Source organism: Burkholderia sp. LFS061, from assembly GCF_047978125.1.
In the GTDB taxonomy this organism is placed as follows: domain Bacteria; phylum Pseudomonadota; class Gammaproteobacteria; order Burkholderiales; family Burkholderiaceae; genus Burkholderia; species Burkholderia pyrrocinia_C.
Genome location: NZ_JBFPFS010000037.1, coordinates 12,280 through 35,796 on the forward strand (window position 1 = coordinate 12,280; position 23,517 = coordinate 35,796).

At 69.1% G+C, this 23,517-nt stretch carries 23 protein-coding genes and 2 pseudogenes; 8 read left to right on the forward strand and 17 right to left on the reverse strand.

The window, feature by feature from the left end; genetic code table 11:
• Positions 1 to 93 precede the first annotated feature (93 nt).
• On the reverse strand, positions 94 to 816 hold the full coding sequence (locus tag ACNQQL_RS26575; protein WP_416392721.1) for a cysteine hydrolase family protein: 723 nt from the start codon (positions 814 to 816) through the stop codon (positions 94 to 96).
• An 83-nt stretch (positions 817 to 899) separates the two neighbouring features.
• Here ACNQQL_RS26575 and ACNQQL_RS26580 point away from each other — a divergent pair, with 83 nt between their 5' ends.
• Complete coding sequence (locus ACNQQL_RS26580; protein ID WP_347066852.1) at positions 900 to 1,907, forward strand: helix-turn-helix domain-containing protein; 1,008 nt, start codon at positions 900 to 902, stop codon at positions 1,905 to 1,907.
• Positions 1,908 to 1,975: 68 nt separating this feature from the next.
• On the opposite strand, the gene ACNQQL_RS26585 is transcribed toward ACNQQL_RS26580, so the two are convergent.
• The 6 genes from ACNQQL_RS26585 to ACNQQL_RS26610 form a co-directional block, all read right to left on the reverse strand.
• Complete coding sequence (locus tag ACNQQL_RS26585; protein WP_347066854.1) at positions 1,976 to 2,683, reverse strand: CoxG family protein; 708 nt, start codon at positions 2,681 to 2,683, stop codon at positions 1,976 to 1,978.
• 28 nt (positions 2,684 to 2,711) lie between these two features.
• Positions 2,712 to 3,071: a DUF427 domain-containing protein gene (locus tag ACNQQL_RS26590; RefSeq protein ID WP_072442899.1), complete on the reverse strand. Its 360-nt coding sequence runs from the start codon at positions 3,069 to 3,071 to the stop codon at positions 2,712 to 2,714.
• Between the two features lie 136 nt (positions 3,072 to 3,207).
• Positions 3,208 to 3,645, reverse strand: coding sequence for a carboxypeptidase-like regulatory domain-containing protein (locus ACNQQL_RS26595; RefSeq protein WP_347066856.1), 438 nt, complete (start codon positions 3,643 to 3,645; stop codon positions 3,208 to 3,210).
• A 101-nt stretch (positions 3,646 to 3,746) separates the two neighbouring features.
• Positions 3,747 to 5,231 (reverse strand): DegQ family serine endoprotease, encoded by a 1,485-nt coding sequence (locus ACNQQL_RS26600; RefSeq protein WP_072442767.1) that lies wholly within the window; start codon positions 5,229 to 5,231, stop codon positions 3,747 to 3,749.
• A 112-nt stretch (positions 5,232 to 5,343) separates the two neighbouring features.
• Positions 5,344 to 6,690 carry an ATP-binding protein gene (locus ACNQQL_RS26605; RefSeq protein WP_072442766.1) on the reverse strand — a complete coding sequence of 449 codons (1,347 nt, stop codon included), beginning with the start codon at positions 6,688 to 6,690 and terminating at the stop codon, positions 5,344 to 5,346.
• A gap of 3 nt (positions 6,691 to 6,693) precedes the next feature.
• Positions 6,694 to 7,356 carry a response regulator gene (locus tag ACNQQL_RS26610; RefSeq protein ID WP_009691805.1) on the reverse strand — a complete coding sequence of 221 codons (663 nt, stop codon included), beginning with the start codon at positions 7,354 to 7,356 and terminating at the stop codon, positions 6,694 to 6,696.
• Between the two features lie 201 nt (positions 7,357 to 7,557).
• On the opposite strand from ACNQQL_RS26610, the gene dacB reads away from it, so the two are divergent.
• The 3 genes from dacB (at position 7,558) to ACNQQL_RS26625 (ending at position 11,626) form a co-directional block, all read left to right on the forward strand.
• Positions 7,558 to 9,090, forward strand: coding sequence for a D-alanyl-D-alanine carboxypeptidase/D-alanyl-D-alanine-endopeptidase (gene dacB, locus ACNQQL_RS26615; protein ID WP_347066860.1), 1,533 nt, complete (start codon positions 7,558 to 7,560; stop codon positions 9,088 to 9,090).
• 387 nt (positions 9,091 to 9,477) lie between these two features.
• Complete coding sequence (locus ACNQQL_RS26620; RefSeq protein ID WP_204424363.1) at positions 9,478 to 10,392, forward strand: sterol desaturase family protein; 915 nt, start codon at positions 9,478 to 9,480, stop codon at positions 10,390 to 10,392.
• 94 nt (positions 10,393 to 10,486) lie between these two features.
• Positions 10,487 to 11,626, forward strand: coding sequence for an SGNH/GDSL hydrolase family protein (locus tag ACNQQL_RS26625; protein WP_347066863.1), 1,140 nt, complete (start codon positions 10,487 to 10,489; stop codon positions 11,624 to 11,626).
• Between the two features lie 131 nt (positions 11,627 to 11,757).
• Here the strand turns inward: ACNQQL_RS26625 and ACNQQL_RS26630 are convergent.
• A pseudogene (locus ACNQQL_RS26630) lies at positions 11,758 to 12,255 on the reverse strand (Sua5 family C-terminal domain-containing protein); the annotation flags it as partial.
• Between ACNQQL_RS26630 and ACNQQL_RS26635 the strand changes: the two are divergent.
• The gene (locus ACNQQL_RS26635; RefSeq protein ID WP_015877501.1) at positions 12,242 to 12,853 is read left to right on the forward strand and encodes an acyl-homoserine-lactone synthase; all 612 of its coding nucleotides are present in this window, start codon (positions 12,242 to 12,244) and stop codon (positions 12,851 to 12,853) included. The pseudogene ACNQQL_RS26630 and the gene ACNQQL_RS26635 sit on opposite strands and share 14 nt — an antisense overlap.
• On the opposite strand, the pseudogene ACNQQL_RS26640 reads toward ACNQQL_RS26635, so the two are convergent.
• From ACNQQL_RS26640 to pyk, 6 genes and pseudogenes are all read right to left on the reverse strand, one after another.
• A pseudogene (locus ACNQQL_RS26640) lies at positions 12,847 to 13,398 on the reverse strand (L-threonylcarbamoyladenylate synthase); the annotation flags it as partial. The gene ACNQQL_RS26635 and the pseudogene ACNQQL_RS26640 sit on opposite strands and share 7 nt — an antisense overlap.
• A gap of 11 nt (positions 13,399 to 13,409) precedes the next feature.
• Positions 13,410 to 14,606, reverse strand: a complete 1,197-nt coding sequence (locus ACNQQL_RS26645) for a 5-(carboxyamino)imidazole ribonucleotide synthase (RefSeq protein ID WP_347066865.1) — start codon at positions 14,604 to 14,606, stop codon at positions 13,410 to 13,412.
• Between the two features lie 81 nt (positions 14,607 to 14,687).
• The gene (gene purE, locus ACNQQL_RS26650; RefSeq protein WP_006763511.1) at positions 14,688 to 15,209 is read right to left on the reverse strand and encodes a 5-(carboxyamino)imidazole ribonucleotide mutase; all 522 of its coding nucleotides are present in this window, start codon (positions 15,207 to 15,209) and stop codon (positions 14,688 to 14,690) included.
• A gap of 115 nt (positions 15,210 to 15,324) precedes the next feature.
• Complete coding sequence (locus tag ACNQQL_RS26655) at positions 15,325 to 16,215, reverse strand: phosphoribosylaminoimidazolesuccinocarboxamide synthase (RefSeq protein WP_347066869.1); 891 nt, start codon at positions 16,213 to 16,215, stop codon at positions 15,325 to 15,327.
• Positions 16,216 to 16,444: 229 nt separating this feature from the next.
• Positions 16,445 to 17,509, reverse strand: a complete 1,065-nt coding sequence (gene fba / locus ACNQQL_RS26660) for a class II fructose-bisphosphate aldolase (RefSeq protein WP_034178916.1) — start codon at positions 17,507 to 17,509, stop codon at positions 16,445 to 16,447.
• 306 nt (positions 17,510 to 17,815) lie between these two features.
• Positions 17,816 to 19,252 carry a pyruvate kinase gene (pyk, locus tag ACNQQL_RS26665; RefSeq protein WP_034178917.1) on the reverse strand — a complete coding sequence of 479 codons (1,437 nt, stop codon included), beginning with the start codon at positions 19,250 to 19,252 and terminating at the stop codon, positions 17,816 to 17,818.
• On the opposite strand from pyk, the gene ACNQQL_RS26670 reads away from it, so the two are divergent.
• Positions 19,251 to 19,379, forward strand: coding sequence for a hypothetical protein (locus tag ACNQQL_RS26670; protein WP_258170483.1), 129 nt, complete (start codon positions 19,251 to 19,253; stop codon positions 19,377 to 19,379). The genes pyk and ACNQQL_RS26670 overlap by 2 nt on opposite strands.
• A gap of 157 nt (positions 19,380 to 19,536) precedes the next feature.
• On the opposite strand, the gene ACNQQL_RS26675 is transcribed toward ACNQQL_RS26670, so the two are convergent.
• From ACNQQL_RS26675 to ACNQQL_RS26685, 3 genes are all read right to left on the reverse strand, one after another.
• Positions 19,537 to 20,733: a phosphoglycerate kinase gene (locus ACNQQL_RS26675; RefSeq protein ID WP_072442751.1), complete on the reverse strand. Its 1,197-nt coding sequence runs from the start codon at positions 20,731 to 20,733 to the stop codon at positions 19,537 to 19,539.
• A 280-nt stretch (positions 20,734 to 21,013) separates the two neighbouring features.
• Positions 21,014 to 21,337 (reverse strand): AzlD domain-containing protein, encoded by a 324-nt coding sequence (locus ACNQQL_RS26680; protein WP_347066872.1) that lies wholly within the window; start codon positions 21,335 to 21,337, stop codon positions 21,014 to 21,016.
• Positions 21,334 to 22,089, reverse strand: a complete 756-nt coding sequence (locus tag ACNQQL_RS26685; protein ID WP_347066874.1) for an AzlC family ABC transporter permease — start codon at positions 22,087 to 22,089, stop codon at positions 21,334 to 21,336. The genes ACNQQL_RS26680 and ACNQQL_RS26685 overlap by 4 nt, the downstream gene beginning before the upstream one ends.
• A gap of 194 nt (positions 22,090 to 22,283) precedes the next feature.
• Between ACNQQL_RS26685 and ACNQQL_RS26690 the strand changes: the two genes are divergently transcribed.
• Positions 22,284 to 23,207, forward strand: coding sequence for a branched-chain amino acid transaminase (locus tag ACNQQL_RS26690; RefSeq protein WP_347066876.1), 924 nt, complete (start codon positions 22,284 to 22,286; stop codon positions 23,205 to 23,207).
• Positions 23,208 to 23,257: 50 nt separating this feature from the next.
• Positions 23,258 to 23,452 (forward strand): zinc-finger domain-containing protein, encoded by a 195-nt coding sequence (locus tag ACNQQL_RS26695; RefSeq protein WP_006749970.1) that lies wholly within the window; start codon positions 23,258 to 23,260, stop codon positions 23,450 to 23,452.
• Positions 23,453 to 23,517: the final 65 nt, after the last annotated feature.

The window sequence follows — 23,517 nt, forward strand, 5'->3', positions numbered from 1 at the left end:
CGCGCGCCATTTGATTTTTATCGATCGGCGAGCCGGGCCGGGCCGCACAACAGCCGCGGCAATGCGCTGCCCTCCTCCGTCTCTGCGACCGGGTCAGGCCGCCTTCGCGCGATGCGCGCGAGCCCGCCGGTTCGACGCGGCCACCGAATCGCGCTTCGGCATCGGCGCGCCGGCCAGCCCGGCGATCCACGCGTCGGTCGACATCACGGCCGCGAAATTCGACTGGAACACCACCGTGTACGCGCGGTGAATCTCTTCGGCGCTCGCCGCGCCCGCTTCGTTCTCGTACGGCAACGCGCCCGTCGCATCCTCGAGATACTCGACGTTCAGTCCCGCGTGCGCCGCGTGATAGACCGTCGACGCATTGCAGTTGTGCGTCATGTAGCCGGCCACCGCGAGCGTGTCGATCCCGTGCGCGTCGAGCCATGCGGCAAGATCGGTCCCGGCGAACGAGCTCGCCTGCGCCTTCTCGATCAGGTGCGCGTACGGGCGGCCGGCGACGACCGCGTGCAGCGCGACACCGTCGGTGCCGGGCGCGAAGATCGGCGCGCCGGCCGGCGCGACATGCTGGACGACGATCACGGGCACGCCGGCCGCATGCGCGGCGTCGATCGCGCGGCCAATGTTCGCGAGCGACACGTCGAGCGGCGGATACTCGATCGGCAGGTTGCCCGTCACGTATTCGTTCTGGACGTCGATCACGATCAGCGCGCGGCGGGAAGTGGTATGCGAGGCGGTGTTCGACACGGATGGCTCCTGGTCCTGACGCGCGGCCCCGCCCCGGAACGGGACGGCCAGCGGCGCGATGCGATGCATTGTCGGGCCGCATCGCCCGCGCGGATAGTGGCCCGATAGCCATTCTTCGATAAAATCGGGCCACCACCATTCCGGAGCCCGTCATGACCGCCGTCGCGTCACCTGCCTCGCCCGCCCCGACCGTCGTCGCCGTGATCGCATACGACGGCATCAGCCCGTTCCACCTGTCGGTGCCGTCCGTCGTGTTCGGCAAGGAGCGCGACGCGGCCGCGTCGCCGGCGTTCGAGTTTCGCGTCTGCTCGGCCGAGCGCGGCCCGCTCGCGACGACGGGCGGCTTCACGATCACCGCGCCGTACGGGCTCGACGCACTCAACGACGCGGACATCGTCATCGTGCCGGCGTGGCGCGACCCGGACGAAGCGCCGCCCGACGAACTGCTCGACGCGGTGCGCGCGGTCGCCGCACGCGACGCGCAACTCGTCGGGCTGTGCCTCGGCGCGTACGTGCTCGCGGCGGCCGGCCTGCTCGACGGCCGCCCGGCCACCACGCACTGGGCGTGGGCCGACGACTTCGCGCAACGCTTTCCGCGCGTGAAGCTCGATCCCGACGTGCTGTACGTGGACGACGGCAACCTGATGACGTCGGCCGGCACGGCCGCGGGGCTCGACTGCTGCCTGCACGTCGTGCGGCGGCGCTTCGGCTCGGATGCCGCGAACCGGATCGCGCGCCGCCTCGTGATCCCGCCGCACCGCCAGGGCGGGCAGGCCCAATACGTGCCGCAGCCCGTCGCCGCGCACCCGCGCGATGCGCGGCTCGCGGGCCTGCTCGACTGGGTGCACGCGCACCTCGACGCCGCGCACAGCGTCGATTCGCTCGCCGAACGCGTGCTGATGAGCCGGCGCACGTTCACGCGCCACTTCCGCCAGGCGACCGGCACGACCGTCACCGCGTGGCTGCAGGCCGAGCGGCTCGCGCGCGCGCAGCATCTGCTGGAAACCACCGGACAATCGATCGACGCGATCGCGCAGGCAGCCGGCTACGGGTCGAGCGTGTCGCTGCGCCAGCATTTCGCGGGCGCGCTCGGCACGTCGCCGTCTGCGTATCGAAGGGAATTCCGCGGCGCCGGAGCCGATGCCGTTGCGACGCACTAATGCCCGCCGTGCGCCCGGGGGTGGGCGGGCCGTGAAGCGAATCCGGCGGTGCTCGGCCGCTCTGCCGCTCAGCCGCCGTTGATCCAGCGCGCCGCATAAAGCAGCAGCGCGACGAACACGATCATCGCCGCCCATGCCCACACGGGCACCGTGCCGGCACCGCGATGATGAAGCACGCTGGCAGCACGCCCGGTCGGTGCGCCGCCAACGTGCGGCGGCAGCGGACGCTTCGTCGCGGCCATCAGCGACGCCGGCCGCAGGAACACGTGCTGGCGCCGCTGTGCGGCCGGGTTCGCGCGATTCGGCGCGAGGCCGTGCTTCGCCTGCACGACCGCGCAGAACTCGCGGAAGAAATCGTCGGTCCACTCGCGCAGCGCATTCTCGATCTGCCGCGCCGGCAACTCGGCGAGCGGCCCGCTCGCCGTCGCCCAGACCACGTACTCGATGCTTGTGGCGTTCGCATCGTCATCGGGCAGCAGCACCAGTTCGACCTGCCCGCGCAGCACGCCGAGGCCGTCGGCCCGCGCCTTGAAATTGATCACGCGGCGCGGCCGCCCTTCCGCGTCGCCCTGCTCGCCGGCCGCATGCGCACGCACGTCGTAGCGTGCGCGCAGCGGGCCGAGCGGCACCGTGATCGTCAGCGCGAACTCGCCGTGCGCGAGCTTCACGAACGATTCGCAATGGTCGAAGCTCGCCCGCAGCAATGCGGGATCCTCGAAGGCCTCCCGCACGACAGGCGGCGCGAGCGGGACGCGTAACGTGTCGTTCAGTTCCATGATGTCTCCCCGATGAACGCGCGCCGCATCAGGACGTCTCGACGAGACTGTCGATCCGTGCGACATCGAAGGCGACGTAGTGCGCAAGCGCGGCAGCGGCCGCCTTCGGTTCCTCGTAACTCCATGCGGCGTTCTCGATCACGCCGTCTTCCGTCTGCAAGTCGAAATGCACGGCTTCGCCCCTGAACGGGCAGGCGCTCGTCACGCCCGACTTCACGAGCCTGCGCATGTTGACGTCGCCGCGCGGCAGGTAGTGGACGTCCGGCAGCCCCGCTTCCCGCACGGTCAACACGCCGTGCGAATCGGCATACGTGATGCCGCGATGGATCACGCGCACGCGATGGCGGTTCGGCACGATTTCAAGGTGAGGGGCGGCGGCGTCTGACATCGTTTCTCCTTCGGGCGGCCCGGCAGGCAGGCCGGTGACAGGAAACGAAAAAAGCCACGGCACGAATGCCGTGGCTTTCATTATGGGCGAAACTTCGTTCGATTGCGCAACCCGGGCGGGGGCCGCGTGCGGCGGGCTACTGCGCGCTCCACTGGAACGCGGCTTTCGCACCGCCCTTCGCGCCGACCGTGACGGTACGGGATTCGTCGCTACCCTGGTACGACGCCTGCACCGTATAGCGCCCCGGCGGCACCTGCACGAGCATGTACGGCCCGCGCGTGTCGGTTTTCAGCACTTCCGCGCCCTTGCCGTCGACGATCCGCACATGGACGTCGGCCAGGAATTCGCCGCCCTTGCCGGTGAAGCGCAGCGCCAGCGGCCACTTCGCCTCGTTGCGCTGGAACGCCGTCGATTCGTCCAGCCCGATGCCGCCGGACACGAAGGTGACGTCGCCTTGCTGGTGTGCGGCGGGCAAGCCGTCCGACTGCGCGTACGCGCCGGTCGCGCCGGCTGCGAGGCCGGCGGCCAACGCCGCGGCGACGGCAAATCGGGACACGTTGCGTAGATGTTGCATGGCTCTCTCCTTTGGGTCGGAACACATACGGGGCGCCACGCCACGGGGTCGGACGGCGGCGCCCGCCGCGGCCGGCCTGGCCGGCCGTCGGCCGTCGCCGGTCAGCTCAGGTCGACCGGCACGAAGATCTGTGCATTATCGCGCTGGATCAGCAGAGCAAGACTGTTGCCCGCGCCCTTCACCGCGTCGCGCAACTGCTCGGGGCTCGTGACCGGGCGGCCGTTGACCGCGAGGATCACGTCGCCGGGCTGGATGCCCGCGTTGGCGGCCGGCCCGCCGGCCTGCTGCACGATCAGCCCGTGCGACAGGTTGCTGGCGCTGCGCTCCTGCGGCGACAGCGGACGCACCGCGACGCCCAGGCGGCCCTGCTCGACCGGCCCGCCGTCGTTCGACGCGAGTTTCGCATCGGCCATCGCGCCGAGCGTCACGCTGATCGACTTCTTCGACTTGTCGCGCCAGATCTGCAGGTCGGCCTTCGAACCCGGCTTCAGGTTCGCGATCTGCGCGGGCAGCGACGTCGAATCGGCGACCGGCGAGCCGTTGACCGACAGGATCACGTCGCCCGGCTGCAGGCCCGCCTTCGCGGCCGGGCCGTTCGAATCGACGGAGCTGACGAGCGCGCCGTCCGGCTTCTGCAGCCCGAACGAGCTCGCGAGCGTCTGGTTCAGCCCCTGCACGGCAACGCCGAGACGGCCGCGGCTCACGTGGCCCGTCTTCACGAGTTCGTCCTTCACCTTGATCGCCTCGTTGATCGGGATCGCGAACGACAGGCCCTGGAAGCCGCCCGTCTGCGAGTAGATCATCGAGTTGATGCCGATCACCTCGCCCTGCAGGTTGAACAGCGGGCCGCCCGAGTTGCCGGGGTTCACCGGCACGTCGGTCTGGATGAACGGCGTGTAGTTCTCGTCCGGCAGCGCGCGCGACTTCGCGCTGATGATGCCCGACGTGACCGTGTTGTCGAAGCCGTACGGCGAACCGATCGCGACGACCCACTGGCCGACCTTGCTCTGCGCCGGATCGCCGATCTTCACGGTCGGCAGCCCGCTCGCGTCGATCTTCAGCACCGCGACGTCGGACTGCTTGTCCGAGCCGACGACCTTCGCCTTGTATTCGCGCTTGTCGGTCAGCCTGACCGTGACGACGTTCGCGCCGTCGATCACGTGCGCATTGGTGAGGATGTACCCGTCGGAGCTGATCACGAACCCGGAACCGAGGCTCGCGCTCGGCTGGTCGTCCGGCTGCGCGTCACCGCCCATGCCCGGCACCTGGCCGTAGAAGTGCTTGAAGAACTGGTAGAACGGGTCGCTCGGATCGACCGGCAGCTGCGGCTGCGGCACGCGCCGCGCCACCTGCTTCACGACGTGCTTCGCGCTGATGTTCACGACCGCCGGACCGTAGGTCTCGACGAGCCCGGAGAAATCGGGGATGCCGGTCTTCGCGGCCGCTTCGGCCGGCATCAGCGCGGCCGCCTGCGCGGGCGTGATGATCTGCGGATCGGCGCGGCGGGTGCCGGCGACATAGCCGGCCGACAGGGCAGCCGCCACGGCGACCGCGACGGCGCCGCGCGCAAGGAATCGGGTGTTCATCGTAGGACCTCCTCTTTGTTAGGACGCAGCGTAACGACCCTGACTTAAAGGAGGCTTAATCAGCCTTAAGCGGAGCTTAAGCGGGCCGGCAAGGCCCGTCCGACAGCGCTCTTCACACGGATTCGGACTGCCGCGGCGCCTCGGCCGGCATCTCGGCGTCGCGGAACACGACGCTGACGAGCAGGCCGCCCGCGGCCGCGTCGCCGAGCGACACCGTCGCGCCCTGCTGCGCCGCCACGCGCTTGACGATCGCGAGCCCGAGCCCGCTGCCCGACAAGTCGGCACGCGCCCGCGCGGAGCTGTCGCGGTAGAAGCGGTCGAACACGCGCTCGCGCTCGTCGGCAGGGATGCCGGGCCCGCTGTCGCCGATCTGGACGCACGCGCGGCCGGCCGCGTCGGAGGTCAGCGACACGTCGATGCGGCCGCCGTCCGGCGTGTACTTCACCGCGTTGTCGAGCAGGTTGCCGAACATCACGCGCAGCGCGCCGACATCCGCGACGACGCTCGCCGCGCGCGTCTCCTCGAAGCCGAGATCGATGTCGCGCCGCTGCGCGAGCGGCGCATGCGCGGCCACGCATTCGGCCAGCAGCGCCTGCAGGTCGACCGGCTCGCGCATCGTCGCGCCGTCCGGCTCGGCGCGGGCGAGCGCGAGCAACTGCTCCGCGAGGCGCGTCGCGCGCGTGACGCCGTCCTGGAGATCCGCGACCGCCTCGCGGCGCGACGCATCGTCCTTTGCGCGTGCGACGAGCTGCGCCTGGATCTGCACGGCCGCGAGCGGCGTGCGCAGTTCGTGCGCGGCGTCGGCCACGAACGCCTTCTGCGTGTCGAGCGCGGCCGACAGCCTCGCGAGCAGCCCGTTCAGCGCGCGCACGAGCGGCTGCACCTCGAGCGGCAGGCGCTCGTCGGGCAGCGGATCGAGCGCTTCCGGCCGGCGCGCCTCGACCGCGCGCGTCACGCGGCCGAGCGGCGCAAGCCCGCGCCCGACGATCACCCACACGGCCGCGCCGAGGAACGGCAGCAGCACGATCAGCGGCCACAGCGTGCGCAGCGCGACGTTCGCCGCGAGCCGGTTGCGCACCGACAGCGGCTGCGCGAGCTGCACGACGTTGTCGCCGACGATCGCGCCGTACACGCGCCATTCGCCGCGATCGGTGCGCTCGGTCGAGAAGCCGAGCTCCGCACGCGGCGCGATCGGCGCGCGCGGATGCGAGAAGTACATCAGCACGCCGTTGCGGTTCCAGATCTGGATCACGATGCCTTCATCGCCGTTGGTCCGCGAGCCGAACACCTGCGAGAACGGCTCGGACGGCAGCGCCGCGGCGATTTCCTGCAGCTGGTAGTCGAACAGCTCGTTCGCCTCGGCGAGCGCCTGCCGGTAGATCAGCCAGCCGGCGAGGCCGACGCCCGCGACGACGATCGCGAGCAGCCAGATCAGCAATTGATGACGAATCGACCTCACGCGTCAGCTTTCCTTGACGACCATGTAGCCGAGCCCGCGCACGTTGCGGATCAGGTCCGAGCCGAGCTTCTTGCGCAGTGCGTGGATGTAGACCTCGACCGTGTTGCTGCCGATCTCCTCGCCCCAGCCGTACATCTTTTCCTCGAGCTGGCTCTTCGACAGCACCGCGCCGGGCCGCGCGAGCAGCGCCTCGAGCAGCGCGAACTCGCGCGCGGACAGCGCGACGGGCGCGCCGTCGAGCGTCACCTGGTGCGAAGCGGGATCGAGCGTCAGCGCGCCGTGGCGGATCAGCGACTCGCTGCGCCCGGCCTGGCGGCGGATCAGCGCGCGCATCCGCGCGCCGAGTTCGTCGAGGTCGAACGGCTTGACGAGGTAATCGTCGGCGCCCGCGTCGAGCCCCTTCACGCGATCGGCGATGGCGTCGCGCGCGGTGACGATCAGCACCGGCAGCGACAGCCCGCGCGCGCGCAGCGTGCGCAGCACGTCGATGCCGTCGCGCTTGGGCAGGCCGAGGTCGAGCAGCAGCAGGTCGTACGTCTCGCCGCCGAGCGCCGTGAGCGCCGCGTCGCCGTCCTGCACCCAGTCGACCGCAAAGCCGTCCGAGCGCAGCGCCTTGCGCACGCCCTCGGCAATCATTCGGTCGTCTTCGACAAGCAGAATCCGCATCGGGACAGGCATCCATGGGTCGGGTGAAACACGCCGATCATTGTAGCGCCGCGAATCGCGTGCGCGGCATGCCCGCCGCAAAGTGATGCCTCAATGCGGCACGACACGCGATTTCGGCGGGCATTTGCCCACTTGTCTCTACAATGTGCGCTTGCGCGCGACGCACGCGCCGCCCGAGCCCCTGCTTACCCGTATTCGTCCATGCCGATTTCCGCCCTTTCCGCCCGGTTCGCCCCCCGCGCTCAAGTCTGCCTGCGCGCAGCCGCCGTCGTCGCCACCTGCGCCGCGCTGGCCTTCGCGCCGCCCGCGCAAGCCCGCAAGAAATTCCACAAGGAAGCGCGCAAGACCGCCGTCGTGTCGCCCGCCGCGCGTGCGGCCGGCCTGCCGGCATCCGTGCTCGTCGCGCTGCAGCGCGCGAAGGTGCCGGCGTCGGCGATGAGCGTCGTCGTCGAGCGCGTCGGCGACCCGGAACCGCTGATCGCATGGAACGCGAGCCGGCCGATGCTGCCGGCGTCGACGATGAAGCTCGTCACGACCTTCTCGGGCCTGTCGATCCTCGGCCCCGACTTCCGCTGGCGCACGACCGCCTACACGGACGGCACGGTCGACCCCGACGGCACGCTGCAGGGCAACCTGTACATCAAGGGCACCGGCGATCCGAAGCTCGTGCCCGAAGAGCTGATCGACCTCGTCGACAAGATCCGCAAGGCCGGCATCAAGCGCGTGGCCGGCGGCCTCGTGCTCGACAAGAGCTATTTCGCGGCATCGACGCGCGACCTGCCGTCGTTCGACGACGACGTGAGCGCGCCGTACAACGTCGGCCCCGATCCGCTGCTGTACGCGTTCAAGGCCGTATCGTTCACGGTCACGCCGGGCGACGACGGCAAGGTGGCCGTCGACGTGCTGCCGCCGCTCGCGGACCTGTCGATCGACAACCAGCTGGTCGAAGGCACGGGCTCGTGCAGCGCGGCCGCCGCGGCCGCGCGCCCGACGCTGACGGCCGGCGCCGGGATGATGACGGCATCGTTCGCCGGCGACTATCCGCTGCGCTGCGGCGCGCGCACCACCAACCTCGCGATCCTCGATCACACGACGTTCTTCGCGCGCGGCTTCCTCGCGCTGTGGCGGCAGGACGGCGGCACGATCGCGGGGCCCGTGAGCGAAGGCAAGGTGCCGACCACCGCGCGGCCCGTCGCCGTGCATCACAGCCCGGTGCTCGGCAGCATCGTCTACGACATCAACAAGTTCAGCAACAACGTGATGGCGCGCAACCTGTTCCTGACGATCGGCGCGGTCAGCGGCAGGCCGCCCGCGACGCCCGAGCAGTCGAGCCGCGCGATCCAGGCGTTCCTGCAGAAGAACGGCATCGCGATGCCGGACCTCGCGCTCGAAAACGGCTCGGGGCTGTCGCGCGAAGAGCACGTGAGCGCGCTGTCGCTCGCCGCGCTGCTGCAGGCAGCGAACGCGAGCCCGGTCGCACAGGCGTTCGTCGATTCGCTGCCGATCGCCGGCATCGACGGCACGATGAAGAACCGCCTCACCAACGCCGGCGTGCTCGGCAACGCGCACATCAAGACCGGCACGCTGCGCGACGTGCGCGCGATCGCCGGTTACGTCGCCGGCGCCGACGGCCAGAGCTACGTCGTCGTCAGCTTCATCAACAACGACCAGGCGGAAGGCGCGCGCGCCGCGCACGACACGCTGCTCGAATGGATCTACGCGGGCGCGCACTGACGGCTCGCGCGCCGCGATGCGGCGCATCCCCGCCCCGCTGGCGGCGTGCGCCGGCCACGAGGCGGCACCGCGCATCGGGCAGCCTTGGCGGGCAGCCCGTGCGGCCTGCCGCCGCCTCGCATACGGAATCCCGCCGTTCGCCGTTTTGAAACGAGCACCGCCACCGGCGCGCGACGCATCGCACGCCAGCCGTGCCCGTAAAACGGGGCCGCACCGCCCGGCCTCGCGCCGCACGGTTTCCGTAGAAACCCTGTCCTCAGAGGGAACCCTCTACGCTGCCCCCTCGCCTAGCGCGTGGCGATTGCGTAGGCTGTTGGCCTGACCGATATCTACAACGGGCCACGCGCCCGGCCTCACGGCTTGCAGGGGAAAGGAGGAGACACGCCCATGCGATTCGACGTCGAATTGCTTCTGCTCGCGCTGGCGCCCGTCTTCCTGCTCTGCATCGCATGGGAAGCCTGGCACCTCGCCCGCACACGTGCGCAGGACCATGTCTATGCGTGGCGCGACACGCTGTGCAATGCTGCGCTCGCGCTGATGCACCAGGGCGCGGACAAGATCGCGTGGCTCTTCGTGATCCCCGTCTATGCGTACTGCTACCGGCACTATCGCCTGTTCACGTGGCACGACGGCTGGCTGTCGTTCGCGGTGCTGTTCGTCGCGCAGGACTTCCTCTACTACGTGTTCCATCGCGCGAGCCATCGCGTGCGCTGGCTGTGGGCCGCGCACGTCGTGCACCACTCGTCCGAGCGGATGAATTTCTCGACCGCGTTCCGCCAGAGCCTGATGTACCCCGTCGCGGGCATGTGGGTGTTCTGGCTGCCGCTCGCGTTCGCCGGCTTTCCGCCGCAACAGGTCGTCGGCATCGTGCTGATCAACCTCGCGTTCCAGTTCTTCGTGCACACGCAGGCGATCGGCAAGCTCGGCTGGCTCGAGTACGTGCTCAACACGCCGTCGATCCACCGCGCGCACCATGCGCGCAACCCGCGCTACATCGACCGCAATTACGCAGGCGTCCTGGTGATCTGGGATCGCCTGTTCGGCAGCTATGTCGAGGAAACACCGGACGACCCGCCGCAGTACGGGATCGTCGAGCGGCTCGGCTCGAACAACCCGCTCGTCGCGACGTTCCACGAGTGGGTGTCGATGGCGGCCGACGCGTTGCGCGTCGACGGATGGCGCAACAAGCTGCGCGCGATTTTCGGCCCGCCCGAATGGGCGAGCGCTTATCATGCGCAGGTTGCCGAGGCCGCGAACCAGGACCCGCGCACCGTGCCGCTTGCGGCTGCGCGCGACCAATAACCGTTTCAGCCAACGGCCGCCGCGCAGCCCGGTTCCGAGCAGGCACGCGGCAGATGAGAAACACATCAGGCCATATCTACGAGGAGATCAAACGATGCAGTCACAACAACAATTCCCGTCGCATACCCGGCAACGCCTGCTGCGCACCGCGCAGGCCGTGATCGCGGGCGCCGCGCTCGCGCTGCTCGCCGCATGCGGCGGCGGTGACGACAACAACAGCAGCAGCGCGTCGAACACGCCGCCTTCCGGCGTGAAGATGCAGATCGTGTCGTTCGGCGACAGCCTGTCCGACGCCGGCACCTATTCGCAGATCAAGCTCGGCTTCGGCGGCGGCCGCTTCACGACCAACCCCGGCCAGGTGTGGGCGCAGGACGTCGCGCAGTACTACGGCGACACGCTGCAGCCCGCGAACCAGGGCGGCTTCGGCATTCCGCTGCAAGCCACCGGCGGCCTCGGCTACGCGCAGGGCGGCTCGCGCGTGACGCTGCAGCCGGGCATCGGCCATGCCGACGCGAGCGTGCCGAACGCCGACTTCGCGCAAGCGACCACGACGCCGATCGCCGACCAGGTCAAGCAGTACCTGACGCAGCACGGCAGCTTCAACGCAGGCCAGATCGTGCTGGTCAACGGCGGCGCGAACGACATCTTCTACCAGGCGCAGGTCGCGCAGGCGCAAGGCAACACGCCGGCCGCGCAACTCGCGGCGGCGCAGGCGATCGGCCTGGCCGCGCAGCAGCTCGGCGGGATCGTCCAGCAGATCGTCGCGGCAGGCGCGACGCACGTGTTCGTGTCGAACGTGCCGGACATCGGCAGCACGCCGCTCGCGCTGCAGGGCGGCACGCAGGCCGCGTTCACGCAACTGTCGGGGCTGTTCAACAAGACGCTCGCCGGCACGCTGGCCGCGCTGAAGGTCGACACGACGAAGGTCGCGCTGCTCGACACGTTCACGTGGCAGGACGGCATCGCGGCCAACTACCAGGCGAACGGCTTCAGCGTGTCGAACACCGACACCGGCTGCAACCTGAAGGCGATGGTCCAGGCCGCGACGCAATATGGCGTCGCGAACGCAACCGCATTCGGCTCGTCGCTGTTCTGCTCGCCGCAAACCTACACGGTCCCGAACGCGGACCAGACCTACATGTTCGCCGATATGGTCCACCCGACGACGCGCCTGCACGCACTGTTCGCACAGTTCGTGGAGAAGCAGATCGCGGCTTCGGGCGTCGGCAAGTAAGCGGCACACAAACGGACCGACGCCGGCCGGCACGCGCGTCGCGCGGCCCGCGCGTTCTCCCCGAAAAAAAACGCCCGACCGGTTCGCCGGTCGGGCGTCTTTCATTCGCGGGCCGTGGCTTGCCCGAGTCGTCAGTCGCGCGCTTCGAACGCGGCCGCCGCACGACCGAGACGATCGTTGACGGCAATCCATTCGACGGTCTCGGGCAGCTTCTCGACGAGAATGCGCGCGACCTGCGCCCGGTCGAGCGCACGCAGCATCCCGTACAGGTCGCGCGCGTAGGCCTGCGGATCTTCCGGCGCGGCGATGAAATGCACGCCGTCGGCCTGCGCCCAGCGTCCCGCGCGCGACGCGCGAGCGACGAGCGCGACCCGCTCGCCGTCGGTTTGCGCGGCCGCGAGCAGCGGCTCGAGCGCATCGAACGGCAGCAGCGCGAGCGGCGTGCGCGGCGCGTAATGCGCCTTCAGCGTGCCGGACGCACGCGGCGCGGTCGCGTCGCTGCCGTCCGGCAGCCGCGGCGCGCGGCCGAGCACGTCGGCGATCTGCTGCGGCGTCACGTGGCCCGGGCGCAGCAGCGCCGGGAAGCCGCGCGACAAATCGAGGATCGTCGATTCGATGCAAACTTTCGTTCACGAGGCAGGCCGCCTTCCCGCCCATATCGCCGCCGAGCTGGGTTCGTACCGTTATCGCGTGTTCGTCGAGCAGCTCGGCTGGCAGCTGCCGTCCGAAGACGAAAAATTCGAGCGCGATCAGTACGATCGCGACGATACCGTCTACGTATTGGGACGCGATGCGAATGGGGAGATATGCGGTTGCGCGCGGCTGCTGCCGACCACCCGCCCCTACCTGTTGCAGGAAGTGTTCCCGCACCTGCTGGCCGACGAGCATCCGGCGCCGCGCTCCGCCCACGTCTGGGAGCTGTCGCGCTTCGCGGCGACCCCCGAGGAAGGGGCCGATGCCGGCAGCCTGGCCTGGTCGGTGCGGCCGATGCTCGCCGCCGCCGTGGAGTGCGCGGCACGGCGCGGCGCGCGCCAGTTGATCGGGGTCACGTTCTGCAGCATCGAGCGGCTGTTCCGCCGGATCGGCGTGCATGCCCACCGGGCCGGCGCACCGGTGTCGATCGACGGGCGCATGGTGGTGGCATGCTGGATCGACATCGACGCGCAGACGCTGGCCGCGCTCGACCTCGACCCGGCGCTTTGCGCGTCGCAACCCGAAGCGGCCTGAATGCCGACTTCGGATGCGCCGCCGTCGAGCACATGCACGGTGTCGCCGAATTCGTCGCGGACGTGCTGCGCGGTCGTCGGGCTCACATGGCCGAACCGGTTCGCGGACGGCGCGGCAACGCCGCCGTGCCCGCCGCGCCGCGTGCTGAATGCGGCCAGCAGCGCCTGCGCGACCGGATGCGACGGGCAGCGCAGCCCGACCGAATCCTGGCCGCCGCTCACGGCGTCCGGAATGCGCGCATGGCGCTTCAGGATCAGCGTCAGCGGGCCGGGCCAGAACGCATCGATCAGCTTCCGCGCATCGTCGGGCAGGTCTTCGACCCAGTAGCCCGGATCGCCGCCCGGCGGCAGGTGCACGATCACCGGATGGTTCGCCGGCCGCCCTTTCGCCGCGTAGATGCGCGCGACGGCCTCGGGATTCGCCGCGTCGCCGCCGAGCCCGTAGACGGTTTCGGTCGGGAACGCGACGAGTTGCCCCGCGTCGAGCAGCGCAGCGGCCGCGTCGATCTGCGCGGGCGTCACGGAGTTCGGGAGATCGATGGACATCGGCTGGCGCCTCAGTCGAGCGGCACGCGCAGCAGCTGCGCGCACGCGGTAGCCGCGGCGACGGCTTCGTCGCGCGTCGGGGCCGTGAAGTTCACGTGCCCCATCTTGCGACCGACGCGCGCGTCTTCCTTGCCGTACAGGTGCAGGTGCGCAGCCGGCATCGCCGCGACCGTGTCCCACGGCGGCGTGACGGCATCGGCTGCGGCACCGTTCGGGAACCACACGTCGCCGAGGATGTTCAGCATCGCGGCCGGCGAATGCTGGCGCGGGTTGCCGAGCGGCATGCGCGTCATCGCGCGCACCTGCTGCTCGAACTGGCTCGTTGCGCACGCATCGACCGTGTAGTGACCGGAGTTGTGCGGGCGCGGCGCCATCTCGTTCGCGACGAACGAGCCGTCTTCCAGCACGAAGAATTCGACGCACAGCACGCCGACGTAGCCGAGCGTATCGGCGATCCGCACGGCCGCCTGCTGCGCCTCTTCGACACGCGCGGCATCGGCGGCCGGCGCGGGCACCACCGTCAGCGCGAGGATGCCGTTGTGGTGCGTGTTCTGCGCGAGCGGGAACGCGGCCGAGCGGCCGTCCGCGCCGCGCGCGATCAGCGCCGACACTTCGTATTTCAGCGGCAGGCGCTTCTCGAGCACGCACGGCACGCCGCCGAGCGCCGCATGCGCGTCGCGCGCTTCCTGCGCGGTGCGCACGCGCACCTGGCCCTTGCCGTCGTAGCCGAGGCGTGCCGTCTTCAGGATGCCCGGCAGCACCGCGTCGAGCGCGGCATCGTCGAGCGCGGCGAGCGCCGCCGACGATTCGATCACGACGTGCGGCGCAACGGGTACGCCCGACGCCTCGATGAAGCGCTTCTCCGCGATCCGGTCCTGCGCAACAGCGACGCAGCGGCCGGCCGGCGCGACGAACGTCGTGCGCGCGAGGAAATCGAGGCTCGCGGCCGGCACGTTCTCGAACTCCGTCGACACCGCGTCGCACAGGCCGGCCAATTCGGCGAGCGCGGCTTCGTCGTCGTAGGCCGCGCGCAGGTGGCGGTCGGCGACCGCGCCGGCAGGGCTCGTCGGATCGGGATCGAGCACGGCGACGCGATAGCCCATCGACTGGGCGGCAAAGCAGAACATGCGGCCGAGCTGGCCACCGCCGACCATGCCCAGCCACGCGCCGGGCAGGATCGGGGAAACGGAATCAGGAGTTGCGGTCATGTCAGTGGTCGGTCGCGGCGGGCGCTGCCCGCCGCAGTGGGAAGAGTCAGGCAGCCGCGACGCGCGGCCGCCGGTGCGCCGTCATTCCAGCGGCGGCAGCACCATCGCGTGCGCGGCTTCGTTCTGGCGCACGCGGAACGCGGCGAGCCGGTTCGCGTAATCGGCCGACGTGCCGGACAGGATCGACACCGCGAACAGCGCGGCATTCGCGGCACCGGCCTCGCCGATCGCGAACGTCGCGACGGGCACGCCCTTCGGCATCTGCACGATCGAGTGCAGCGAATCGACACCCTTCAGGTACTTGCTCGCGACCGGCACGCCGAGCACCGGCACCGTGGTTTTCGCGGCCAGCATGCCGGGCAGGTGCGCGGCGCCGCCGGCGCCCGCGATGATCGCGCGCAGCCCGCGCTCGCGCGCCTTCTCCGCATAGTCGAACATCTCGTCGGGCATCCGGTGCGCGGACACCACCTTCGCTTCGTACGGCACGCCGAATTCCTGCAGGATCGCTACCGCGTGCTTCATCACGTCCCAGTCGGAACTCGAACCCATCAGCACGCCGACGAGCGGCGCGCTGTGCGTGTGGGCAGTCTGGACTTCACTCATTTCGTGGATTTCCTGTCGACCGGAGTTAGCGCTTCAGCGCTTATGTCGGCCGGAGTTGGTGCTTCAGCACTTACTCCGGCCCCATGCTTCGCATCCGGTCCCATGCAAAGCTCGCTCAGGCGAGCGACTGGCCCGTGATGCGCTCGAGCGCTTCCTGGTACTTCGCGGCCGTCTTTTCGACGACGTCGGCCGGCAGCGCCGGCGCCGGCGCCGTCTTGCCCCACGGCTGCGCCTCGAGCCAGTCGCGCACGAACTGCTTGTCGAACGACGGCGGGTTCGTGCCGACCTGGTACTGGTCGGCCGGCCAGAAGCGCGACGAATCGGCCGTCAGCACTTCGTCCATCAGGTACAGCTTGCCGTGGTTGTCGAGGCCGAATTCGAACTTCGTATCGGCGATGATGATGCCGCGCGTCGCCGCGTAGTCGGCCGCTTCCTTGTACAGCCTGATCGAGATGTCGCGGATCGTCGCGGCCAGCTCGGTGCCGATGCGGCGCTCGGTTTCCTCGAACGTGACGTTCTCGTCGTGCTCGCCCATCTCGGCCTTCGCGGCCGGCGTGAAGATCGGCTCGGGCAGCTTCTGCGCGTTCTGCAGGCCTTCCGGCAGCTGTACGCCGCACACGGCGCCCGACGCCTGGTATTCCTTCCAGCCGCTGCCGGCCAGGTAGCCGCGCACGACCGCTTCGATCATGATCGGCTCGAGGCGCTTGACGACCACGCCGCGGCCCGTCACCTGCTCGACCTCGTCGGCCGCGACGACCGCTTCCGGCGCGTCGCCCGTCAGGTGGTTCGGCACGATGTGCGCGAGCTTGTCGAACCAGAAGTTCGCCATCTGATTCAGCACGCGGCCCTTGTTCGGAATCGGCTCGCCCATCACCACGTCGAATGCCGACAGGCGGTCGGTCGTGACGATCAGGAGCTTGTCGTTGCCGACCGCGTAGTTATCGCGGACCTTGCCGCGACCGAGGAGCGGCAGCGAGCGGAGCGTGGATTCGTAAAGGGTAGACATCGTCTTTTCGCAGATAAGGAGCCAAACAAAAAGGGAAACGCCGTTCCCCGCGGCAGGCGGGAACGGCGGTCTTGCAATACGTCGGCGAACCGGCCGGGCAGTGCCCGGGCGGTTGCCGGCCGGCCCTCGTTCGGCCGGACGGAACGGCTGCCTGGGGCCGGATCACATCCGGCCTGGCTGCCCGCCCCTGCCAAACGACAGAATCGGGCGGGGCAATCGTACTACAGTCTCAGCGCACGACCTGCGCGAGCGCGCCGGACTTGTACTGCTCGGCGATCTTGTCGAGCGACACCGGCTTGATCTTCGCGGCCTGACCTTCGCAGCCGAACGCGAGGTAGCGGTCGACACAGACCTGCTTCGCCGCTTCGCGCGCGGGCTTCAGGTAGTCGCGCGGATCGAACTTGCCCGGGTTCTCGAACAGGTAGCGGCGGATCGCGCCGGTGATCGCGAGACGCAGGTCGGTGTCGATGTTGATCTTGCGCACGCCGTGCTTGATGCCTTCCTGGATTTCCTCGACCGGCACGCCGTAGGTTTCCTTCATGTCGCCGCCGAACTGGCGGATTTCTTCCAGCAGCTCCTGCGGCACCGACGACGAACCGTGCATCACGAGGTGCGTGTTCGGGATGCGCGCGTGGATTTCCTTGATGCGCTGGATCGACAGGATGTCGCCCGTCGGCTTCTTCGAGAACTTGTACGCGCCGTGCGACGTGCCGATCGCGATCGCGAGCGCATCGCACTGCGTGAGCTTCACGAAATCGGCCGCCTGCTCCGGATCGGTCAGCAGCTGCTCGCGGGTCATCGTGCCTTCCGCGCCGTGGCCGTCTTCCTTGTCGCCCTTCATCGTCTCGAGCGAGCCGAGCACGCCGAGTTCGGCTTCGACCGTCACGCCGATCGAGTGCGCCATCTCGACGACCTTGCGCGACACGTCGACGTTGTACTCGTACGACGCGACCGTCTTGCCGTCGGCTTCGAGCGAACCGTCCATCATCACGCTCGTGAAGCCGCTGCGGATCGCGCCCATGCAAACCGCCGGCGACTGGCCGTGATCCTGGTGCATCACGACCGGGATGTGCGGATACGACTCGACCGCCGCTTCGATCAGGTGGCGCAGGAACGGCTCGCCCGCGTACTTACGCGCGCCGGCCGATGCCTGCATGATCACGGGCGCGCCGACCTGGTCCGCTGCCGCCATGATCGCCTGGACCTGCTCCAGGTTGTTCACGTTGAAGGCCGGCAGGCCGTAACCGTGCTCTGCCGCGTGATCCAGCAATTGACGCATTGATACGAGAGGCATTGTGGAACTCCTTGAATGAAAACCGGTGCGCCCTGACGCCGGCGCGGCACCCGCCCTCGTTCAAACCGGGGCGGCGCGGCGCGGCTGAGCGTCGAATAGCCGCATTTTATCGCGAAGCGCCTCCGATTCCGACCGCCCGGTGGCACCCGCTCGCAATTTGTTACGTTCGCACGGCACAATGCGGGCAAAAAGGAGAAAAAAAGCCGCGCGGGGCTTCGGACCCCGCGCGGCTTTAGCGCGAAAAACGGTGCCGGATCGAGTTCGATCGACCCGGGTCGCCGGCAAGGTGCCCGGCGAACGCCCGACTCAATAGTGCTCGCCGACGCGCACGATCTTCAGCGTGTTGGTGCCGCCCGCCTGACCCATCGGTTCGCCGACGGTCAGCACGACCATGTCGCCGTGCTGCACGTAGCCCTGCTTGACGACGAGCTCGAGCGCCGCCTGCAGCGCCGAGTCGCGGTCGCTGTTGAAGTCGACGTGCAGCGGCGTCACGTTGCGATACAGCGCCATCGTGCGCTCGCTGCCGACGCGCGGCGTCAGCGCGAAGATCGGCACGTGCGTGTAGTGACGCGACATCCACAGCGCGGTCGCGCCCGATTCGGTCAGCGCGATGATCGCCTTCGCGCCCAGGTGGTACGCGGTGAACAGCGCGCCCATCGCGATCGACTGGTCGATCCGCGTGAACGTGCGGTCGAGGAAATCCTTGTCCAGTTCGACGTGTTCCGACTTTTCCGCCTCGACGCACACGGCCGCCATCGTCTCGATCGTGACGACCGGGTACTTGCCGGCGGCCGTCTCGGCCGACAGCATCACCGCGTCGGTGCCGTCGAGCACCGCGTTCGCGACGTCCGACACTTCCGCGCGGGTCGGCACCGGCGCGTAGATCATCGATTCCATCATCTGCGTCGCGGTGATCACGAGCTTGTTCGACTCGCGCGCCATCCGGATCATCCGCTTCTGCAGCGCCGGCACGGCCGCGTTGCCGACTTCCACCGCGAGGTCGCCGCGCGCGACCATGATGCCGTCGGACGCGTCGAGGATGCTCTGCAGCGCCGGAATCGCCTCCGCGCGCTCGATCTTCGCGATCATCTTCGGCTTGATGCCGTACGGCGCGCCCGCGATGTTCGCGAGCTGGCGCGCCATTTCCATGTCGGTCGCATTCTTCGGGAACGACACCGCCACCAGGTCCGCGCCGAGCGACATCGCGGTGCGGATGTCTTCCATGTCCTTCGCGGTCAGCGCCGGCGCCGACAGGCCGCCACCCTGGCGGTTGATCCCCTTGTTGTTCGACAGCTCGCCGCCCACCTTGACGATCGTGTGGATCTCGTCGCCGAGCACGCGCTCGACGGTCAGCACGATCAGGCCGTCGTTCAGCAGCAGCAGGTCGCCCGGCTTCAGGTCGCGCGGCAGTTCCTTGTAGTCGAGGCCGACCCGCTCGTCGTTGCCGAGTTCGCAGGCCGCGTCGAGGATGAACGGCTGACCGGGCGCGAGCGTCGTCTTACCGTTCTCGAACTTGCCGACGCGGATCTTCGGGCCCTGGAGGTCGGCCATGATCGCGATCTCGCGGCCAACCTTGCGGGCGGCCTCGCGCACCATCTCGGCGCGCTGGCGGTGATCGTCGGCCGTGCCGTGCGAAAAATTGAGCCGCACGACGTCGAGGCCCGCCTGCATCATCTGCAGCAGAATCTCCGGCGAACTGGAAGCCGGGCCGATCGTGGCGACTATCTTGGTGGCGCGCTGCATGAAACTCCTCATCTGGATCAAGGTGGATGCGCTGGGTGAAACGCTGCGAGAGCCGGACACGGCGGGCCCAGCGGCGGCCGTTCCGGAGGGCGTGCCGGTGCTTGCGCCCGGCATCGCTTTGTTCTGAATCTCGTGGTGCTGCATGGCCGCGTCGCCAGCGGCCGCCGGTGCGCGCGGGGTGGAGTTCGCCCGCGCGGGCGCGCGTTTGCGCTTGCCCGCGCCGGCCGGCTGCTCCGCTTTCGCGGAGCGCGCGGCCTTCGTCACCCCTGCGCGCGCCGCCACGCTCAGGCCGCCCGCGTTTCGAGCACTTCCACCGCCGGCAGCTTCTTCCCCTCGAGGAACTCGAGGAAGGCGCCGCCGCCCGTCGAGATGTAGCTGACCTGGTCGTGGATGCCGTACTTCGCGATGGCCGCGAGCGTGTCGCCGCCGCCCGCGATCGAGAACGCGGACGATTTGGCGATCGCTTCGGCGAGCGTCTTGGTGCCGTTGCCGAACTGGTCGAACTCGAACACGCCGACCGGGCCGTTCCACACGATCGTGCCGGCCTTCTCGAGCTGGCTCGCGAGCGCCTTGGCCGTATCGGGGCCGATGTCGAGGATCATGTCGTCCGCTTCGATGTCGGCGACCTGCTTCACCGTGGCCGCGGCCGTCGGCGAGAATTCCTTGGCCGTCACGACGTCGGTCGGGATCGGCACCGATGCGCCGCGCTCGCGCGCTTCGTCGATGATCGCCTTCGCCTCGTTGACGAGGTCGGCTTCCGCGAGCGACTTGCCGATCGGCAGACCGGCCGCGAGCATGAACGTGTTCGCGATGCCGCCGCCGACGATCAGCTGGTCGACCTTGCCGGCCAGCGACTTCAGGATCGTCAGCTTGGTCGACACCTTCGAGCCGGCGACGATCGCCACCAGCGGACGCGCCGGGTTGCCGAGCGCCTTGCCGAGCGCGTCGAGTTCGGCGGCCAGCAGCGGGCCCGCGCACGCGACCGGCGCGTACTTCGCGATCCCGTGCGTGGTCGCTTCCGCGCGGTGCGCGGTGCCGAACGCGTCGTTCACGTACACGTCGCAGAGCTTCGCCATCTTTTGCGCGAGCTCGTCCGAATTCTTCTTCTCGCCCTTGTTCACGCGGCAGTTCTCGAGCAGCACGACCTGGCCCGGTGCGACGTTCACGCCGTTCTCGACCCAGTTCGACACGAGCGGCACGTCGCGGCCGAGCAGCTCGGCGAGGCGCTTCGCGACCGGCGCGAGCGAATCTTCCGGCTTGAATTCGCCTTCGGTCGGACGGCCGAGGTGCGACGTGACCATCACGGCCGCGCCGGCGTCGAGCGCGGCCTGGATGGCCGGCACGGACGCGCGCACGCGCGTGTCCTCGGTGATGTTGCCGTGATCGTCCTGCGGGACGTTCAGGTCGGCGCGGATGAACACCCGCTTGCCGGCGAGCTGGCCGGCGGCGATCAGGTCGGTAAGACGCTTGACTTGGCTCATGTTGAACAGATTGAAGTAGTGGATGGGGAAAGGGGGTTCACGCTGGACGTGCGCGGGCTGCCGCGAAAGGGCGCCGGATGCGGCCGTGGCTGGCGGTTCGCATGACGCGCACGGGTAAAAAATCTCGAACGGGCATTCTAGCCGATCCACCCGGCAGACTGACCCGTGCGGCGGCGAATTCCGCCTATTTGGGATCGCGCGCGACAGCGGCTCCATTGCCGCAGCGCAGCAATTCACGCGCGCGAGTGGCCGGCGCCCGGCGGGCCGGAACGGCGGCCCATCAGAAAATCACGCGCAGCGCGGTGAATACGAGCATCCCGACGACGATCGTGCCGAGCATGCTGCGCCGCCACAAGAACCAGCCGAGGCCGGCGAGCGCCGCGTAGAACGGATGGTTGGACAGCGCGAACGACAGCCCGGCCGGCGTTTCGAGCACGTCGGGCAGCACGACGGCGACGAGCGCGGCCGCCGGCGCGTAGCGCAGCGCGCGCTGCGCGCGTTCGGGCAACACGGTGCGCTCGCCGCCGATCAGAAACAGCGCACGCGTGACGGCCGTGACGATCGTCATCCCGACGATGACGATCCAGATCTCGGTCGCGCTCATTCGACCTCCTTCTCGCGCACGGTTTCGGTGCGGATGCGCCGCCAGTCGGCCCGTTCGACGAAGAAATCGGCCATGCTGCCGGCCGCGAGCGCGGCGAGCACCGCGAGCGGCAGCGCGAGCCGGTACGGCAGGTCGAACGCGACGAGCGACACGATGCCCGCCACCGCGACGGCCGCGAGCGTCGAGCGGTTCGCGACCGCCGACACCATGATCGGGATCAGCGCGAGCGTGCCGGCCAGTTCCAGCCCCCAGCTCGCGGGAAAGAAACTCGCCAGCAGGATGCCCGCCAGCGACGACACCTGCCACGATGCCCAGCTCGCGAGCGCCATCCCCCAGAAATACGCTTCCTTGCCCGGCACGTGGCCGTTCGCGAAGCCCTGTTTCTGGAACAGCAGGTAGATCACGTCGCCGTTGAAATAGCCGATCGCGAGGCGCCGCCACAGCGGCAGGTAGGAAAAATGGGGAGCAAGCCCGGCGCTGAAGATCACGAAGCGCGTGTTGACCATCGCGGCCGTGAGCAGCACGGTCCAGATCGGCAGCTTCGCGGCGAGGAGCGGCAGCACCGCGAGCTGCGACGAGCCCGCGTAGACGAGCAGCGACATCGCGCTCGCCTGCCCGAGCGTCATCACCGACTTGCTCATCGCGATGCCGGTGACGAGCCCCCAGGACAGGATCGCCATCAGTGTCGGGGAATAGTCGCGCGCGCCCTGGATCAGCGCGAAGCGGTCGGTGGCGGACAATCGAGCGAGCATGGGAAAGCGGGCCGCAGCGGGCGGTTCGTCGGGACGCCGGCGCCTCCTGCCGGCACGACCCGTCGTTATTGGAATCGGTGCCGGACGATTATAGCGCCGGCCCAGCGCCGGCCGACCGGATCGTCGCCAAATGACGCTAAAATAAGCGTCTTTCCGGCTCAACGCTGCATACAACCGCATCCCAGGAGAATCCTATGTCAATGGCCGACCGCGACGGCAAGATCTGGATGGACGGCAAGCTGATCGACTGGCGCGACGCCAAGATCCACGTCCTGACCCATACGCTGCACTACGGCATGGGTGTCTTCGAGGGCGTGCGCGCGTACCAGACGGCCGACGGCAGCACCGCGATCTTCCGCCTGCGCGAGCACACGAAACGTCTGCTGAATTCGGCGAAGATCTTCCAGATGGACGTGCCGTTCGACCGGGAAACGCTCGAAGCCGCGCAACTCGAAGTCGTGCGCGAGAACAAGCTCGAATCGTGCTACCTGCGCCCGATCATCTGGGTCGGCTCGGAAAAGCTCGGCGTGTCGGCGAAGGGCAACACGATCCACGTCGCGATCGCCGCATGGCCGTGGGGCGCGTACCTCGGCGAGGAAGGCCTCGCGAAGGGTATCCGCGTGAAGACGTCGTCGTTCACGCGCCACCACGTGAACGTGTCGATGGTGCGCGCGAAGGCGTCGGGCTGGTACGTGAACTCGATCCTGGCGAACCAGGAAGCGACGGCCGACGGCTACGACGAAGCGCTGCTGCTCGACGTCGACGGCTACGTGTCCGAAGGTTCCGGCGAGAACTTCTTCCTCGTGAACAACGGCAAGCTGTACACGCCCGACCTGGCGTCGTGCCTCGACGGCATCACGCGCGACACGGTCATCACGCTCGCGAAGGACGCCGGCATCGAGGTGATCGAGAAGCGCATCACGCGCGACGAGGTCTACACGGCCGACGAAGCGTTCTTCACCGGTACGGCCGCCGAAGTCACGCCGATCCGCGAGCTCGACAACCGCACGATCGGCAGCGGCGCGCGCGGCCCTGTCACGGAAAAGCTCCAGTCGGCGTTTTTCGATATCGTGTCGGGCAAGAACGCGAAGTACGCGCACTGGCTGACGAAGGTCTGAGCGCGCCGCGCCACCGACCGCCCCACAAAAGAGTGATAAGAGAAAGTCCCATGAGTGAAATCAAGGAAATGCCGCTGGTCGAGCTGACGGCCAAGGATCTTCCCGCCTACTGCCCGAACCCGGCCATGGCGCGCTGGAGCGCGCATCCGCGCGTGTTCATCGACGTCTCGCACGGCGAGGCGCGCTGCCCGTACTGCGGCACGCGCTACAAGCTGCGCGACGGCGAGGTCGTCAAGGGCCACTGAGCCCGGGCGGACGGGCCCGCGGGGCCGCCGCTCACGAGGCGGCGCAGCCGGATGCCCGGCGCGCC

Excerpts from the sequence above, each read along its gene's own strand:
- ACNQQL_RS26575 (WP_416392721.1), bottom strand. The coding sequence starts at position 816 with ATGCATCGCATCGCGCCGCTGGCCGTCCCGTTCCGGGGCGGGGCCGCG.
- ACNQQL_RS26580 (WP_347066852.1), top strand. The coding sequence starts at position 900 with ATGACCGCCGTCGCGTCACCTGCCTCGCCCGCCCCGACCGTCGTCGCC.
- ACNQQL_RS26585 (WP_347066854.1), bottom strand. The coding sequence starts at position 2,683 with ATGGAACTGAACGACACGTTACGCGTCCCGCTCGCGCCGCCTGTCGTG.
- ACNQQL_RS26590 (WP_072442899.1), bottom strand. The coding sequence starts at position 3,071 with ATGTCAGACGCCGCCGCCCCTCACCTTGAAATCGTGCCGAACCGCCAT.
- ACNQQL_RS26595 (WP_347066856.1), bottom strand. The coding sequence starts at position 3,645 with ATGCAACATCTACGCAACGTGTCCCGATTTGCCGTCGCCGCGGCGTTG.
- ACNQQL_RS26600 (WP_072442767.1), bottom strand. The coding sequence starts at position 5,231 with ATGAACACCCGATTCCTTGCGCGCGGCGCCGTCGCGGTCGCCGTGGCG.
- ACNQQL_RS26610 (WP_009691805.1), bottom strand. The coding sequence starts at position 7,356 with ATGCGGATTCTGCTTGTCGAAGACGACCGAATGATTGCCGAGGGCGTG.
- dacB (WP_347066860.1), top strand. The coding sequence starts at position 7,558 with ATGCCGATTTCCGCCCTTTCCGCCCGGTTCGCCCCCCGCGCTCAAGTC.
- ACNQQL_RS26620 (WP_204424363.1), top strand. The coding sequence starts at position 9,478 with ATGCGATTCGACGTCGAATTGCTTCTGCTCGCGCTGGCGCCCGTCTTC.
- ACNQQL_RS26625 (WP_347066863.1), top strand. The coding sequence starts at position 10,487 with ATGCAGTCACAACAACAATTCCCGTCGCATACCCGGCAACGCCTGCTG.
- ACNQQL_RS26635 (WP_015877501.1), top strand. The coding sequence starts at position 12,242 with ATGCAAACTTTCGTTCACGAGGCAGGCCGCCTTCCCGCCCATATCGCC.
- ACNQQL_RS26645 (WP_347066865.1), bottom strand. The coding sequence starts at position 14,606 with ATGACCGCAACTCCTGATTCCGTTTCCCCGATCCTGCCCGGCGCGTGG.
- purE (WP_006763511.1), bottom strand. The coding sequence starts at position 15,209 with ATGAGTGAAGTCCAGACTGCCCACACGCACAGCGCGCCGCTCGTCGGC.
- ACNQQL_RS26655 (WP_347066869.1), bottom strand. The coding sequence starts at position 16,215 with ATGTCTACCCTTTACGAATCCACGCTCCGCTCGCTGCCGCTCCTCGGT.
- fba (WP_034178916.1), bottom strand. The coding sequence starts at position 17,509 with ATGCCTCTCGTATCAATGCGTCAATTGCTGGATCACGCGGCAGAGCAC.
- ACNQQL_RS26670 (WP_258170483.1), top strand. The coding sequence starts at position 19,251 with ATGAAACTCCTCATCTGGATCAAGGTGGATGCGCTGGGTGAAACGCTG.
- pyk (WP_034178917.1), bottom strand. The coding sequence starts at position 19,252 with ATGCAGCGCGCCACCAAGATAGTCGCCACGATCGGCCCGGCTTCCAGT.
- ACNQQL_RS26675 (WP_072442751.1), bottom strand. The coding sequence starts at position 20,733 with ATGAGCCAAGTCAAGCGTCTTACCGACCTGATCGCCGCCGGCCAGCTC.
- ACNQQL_RS26680 (WP_347066872.1), bottom strand. The coding sequence starts at position 21,337 with ATGAGCGCGACCGAGATCTGGATCGTCATCGTCGGGATGACGATCGTC.
- ACNQQL_RS26685 (WP_347066874.1), bottom strand. The coding sequence starts at position 22,089 with ATGCTCGCTCGATTGTCCGCCACCGACCGCTTCGCGCTGATCCAGGGC.
- ACNQQL_RS26690 (WP_347066876.1), top strand. The coding sequence starts at position 22,284 with ATGTCAATGGCCGACCGCGACGGCAAGATCTGGATGGACGGCAAGCTG.
- ACNQQL_RS26695 (WP_006749970.1), top strand. The coding sequence starts at position 23,258 with ATGAGTGAAATCAAGGAAATGCCGCTGGTCGAGCTGACGGCCAAGGAT.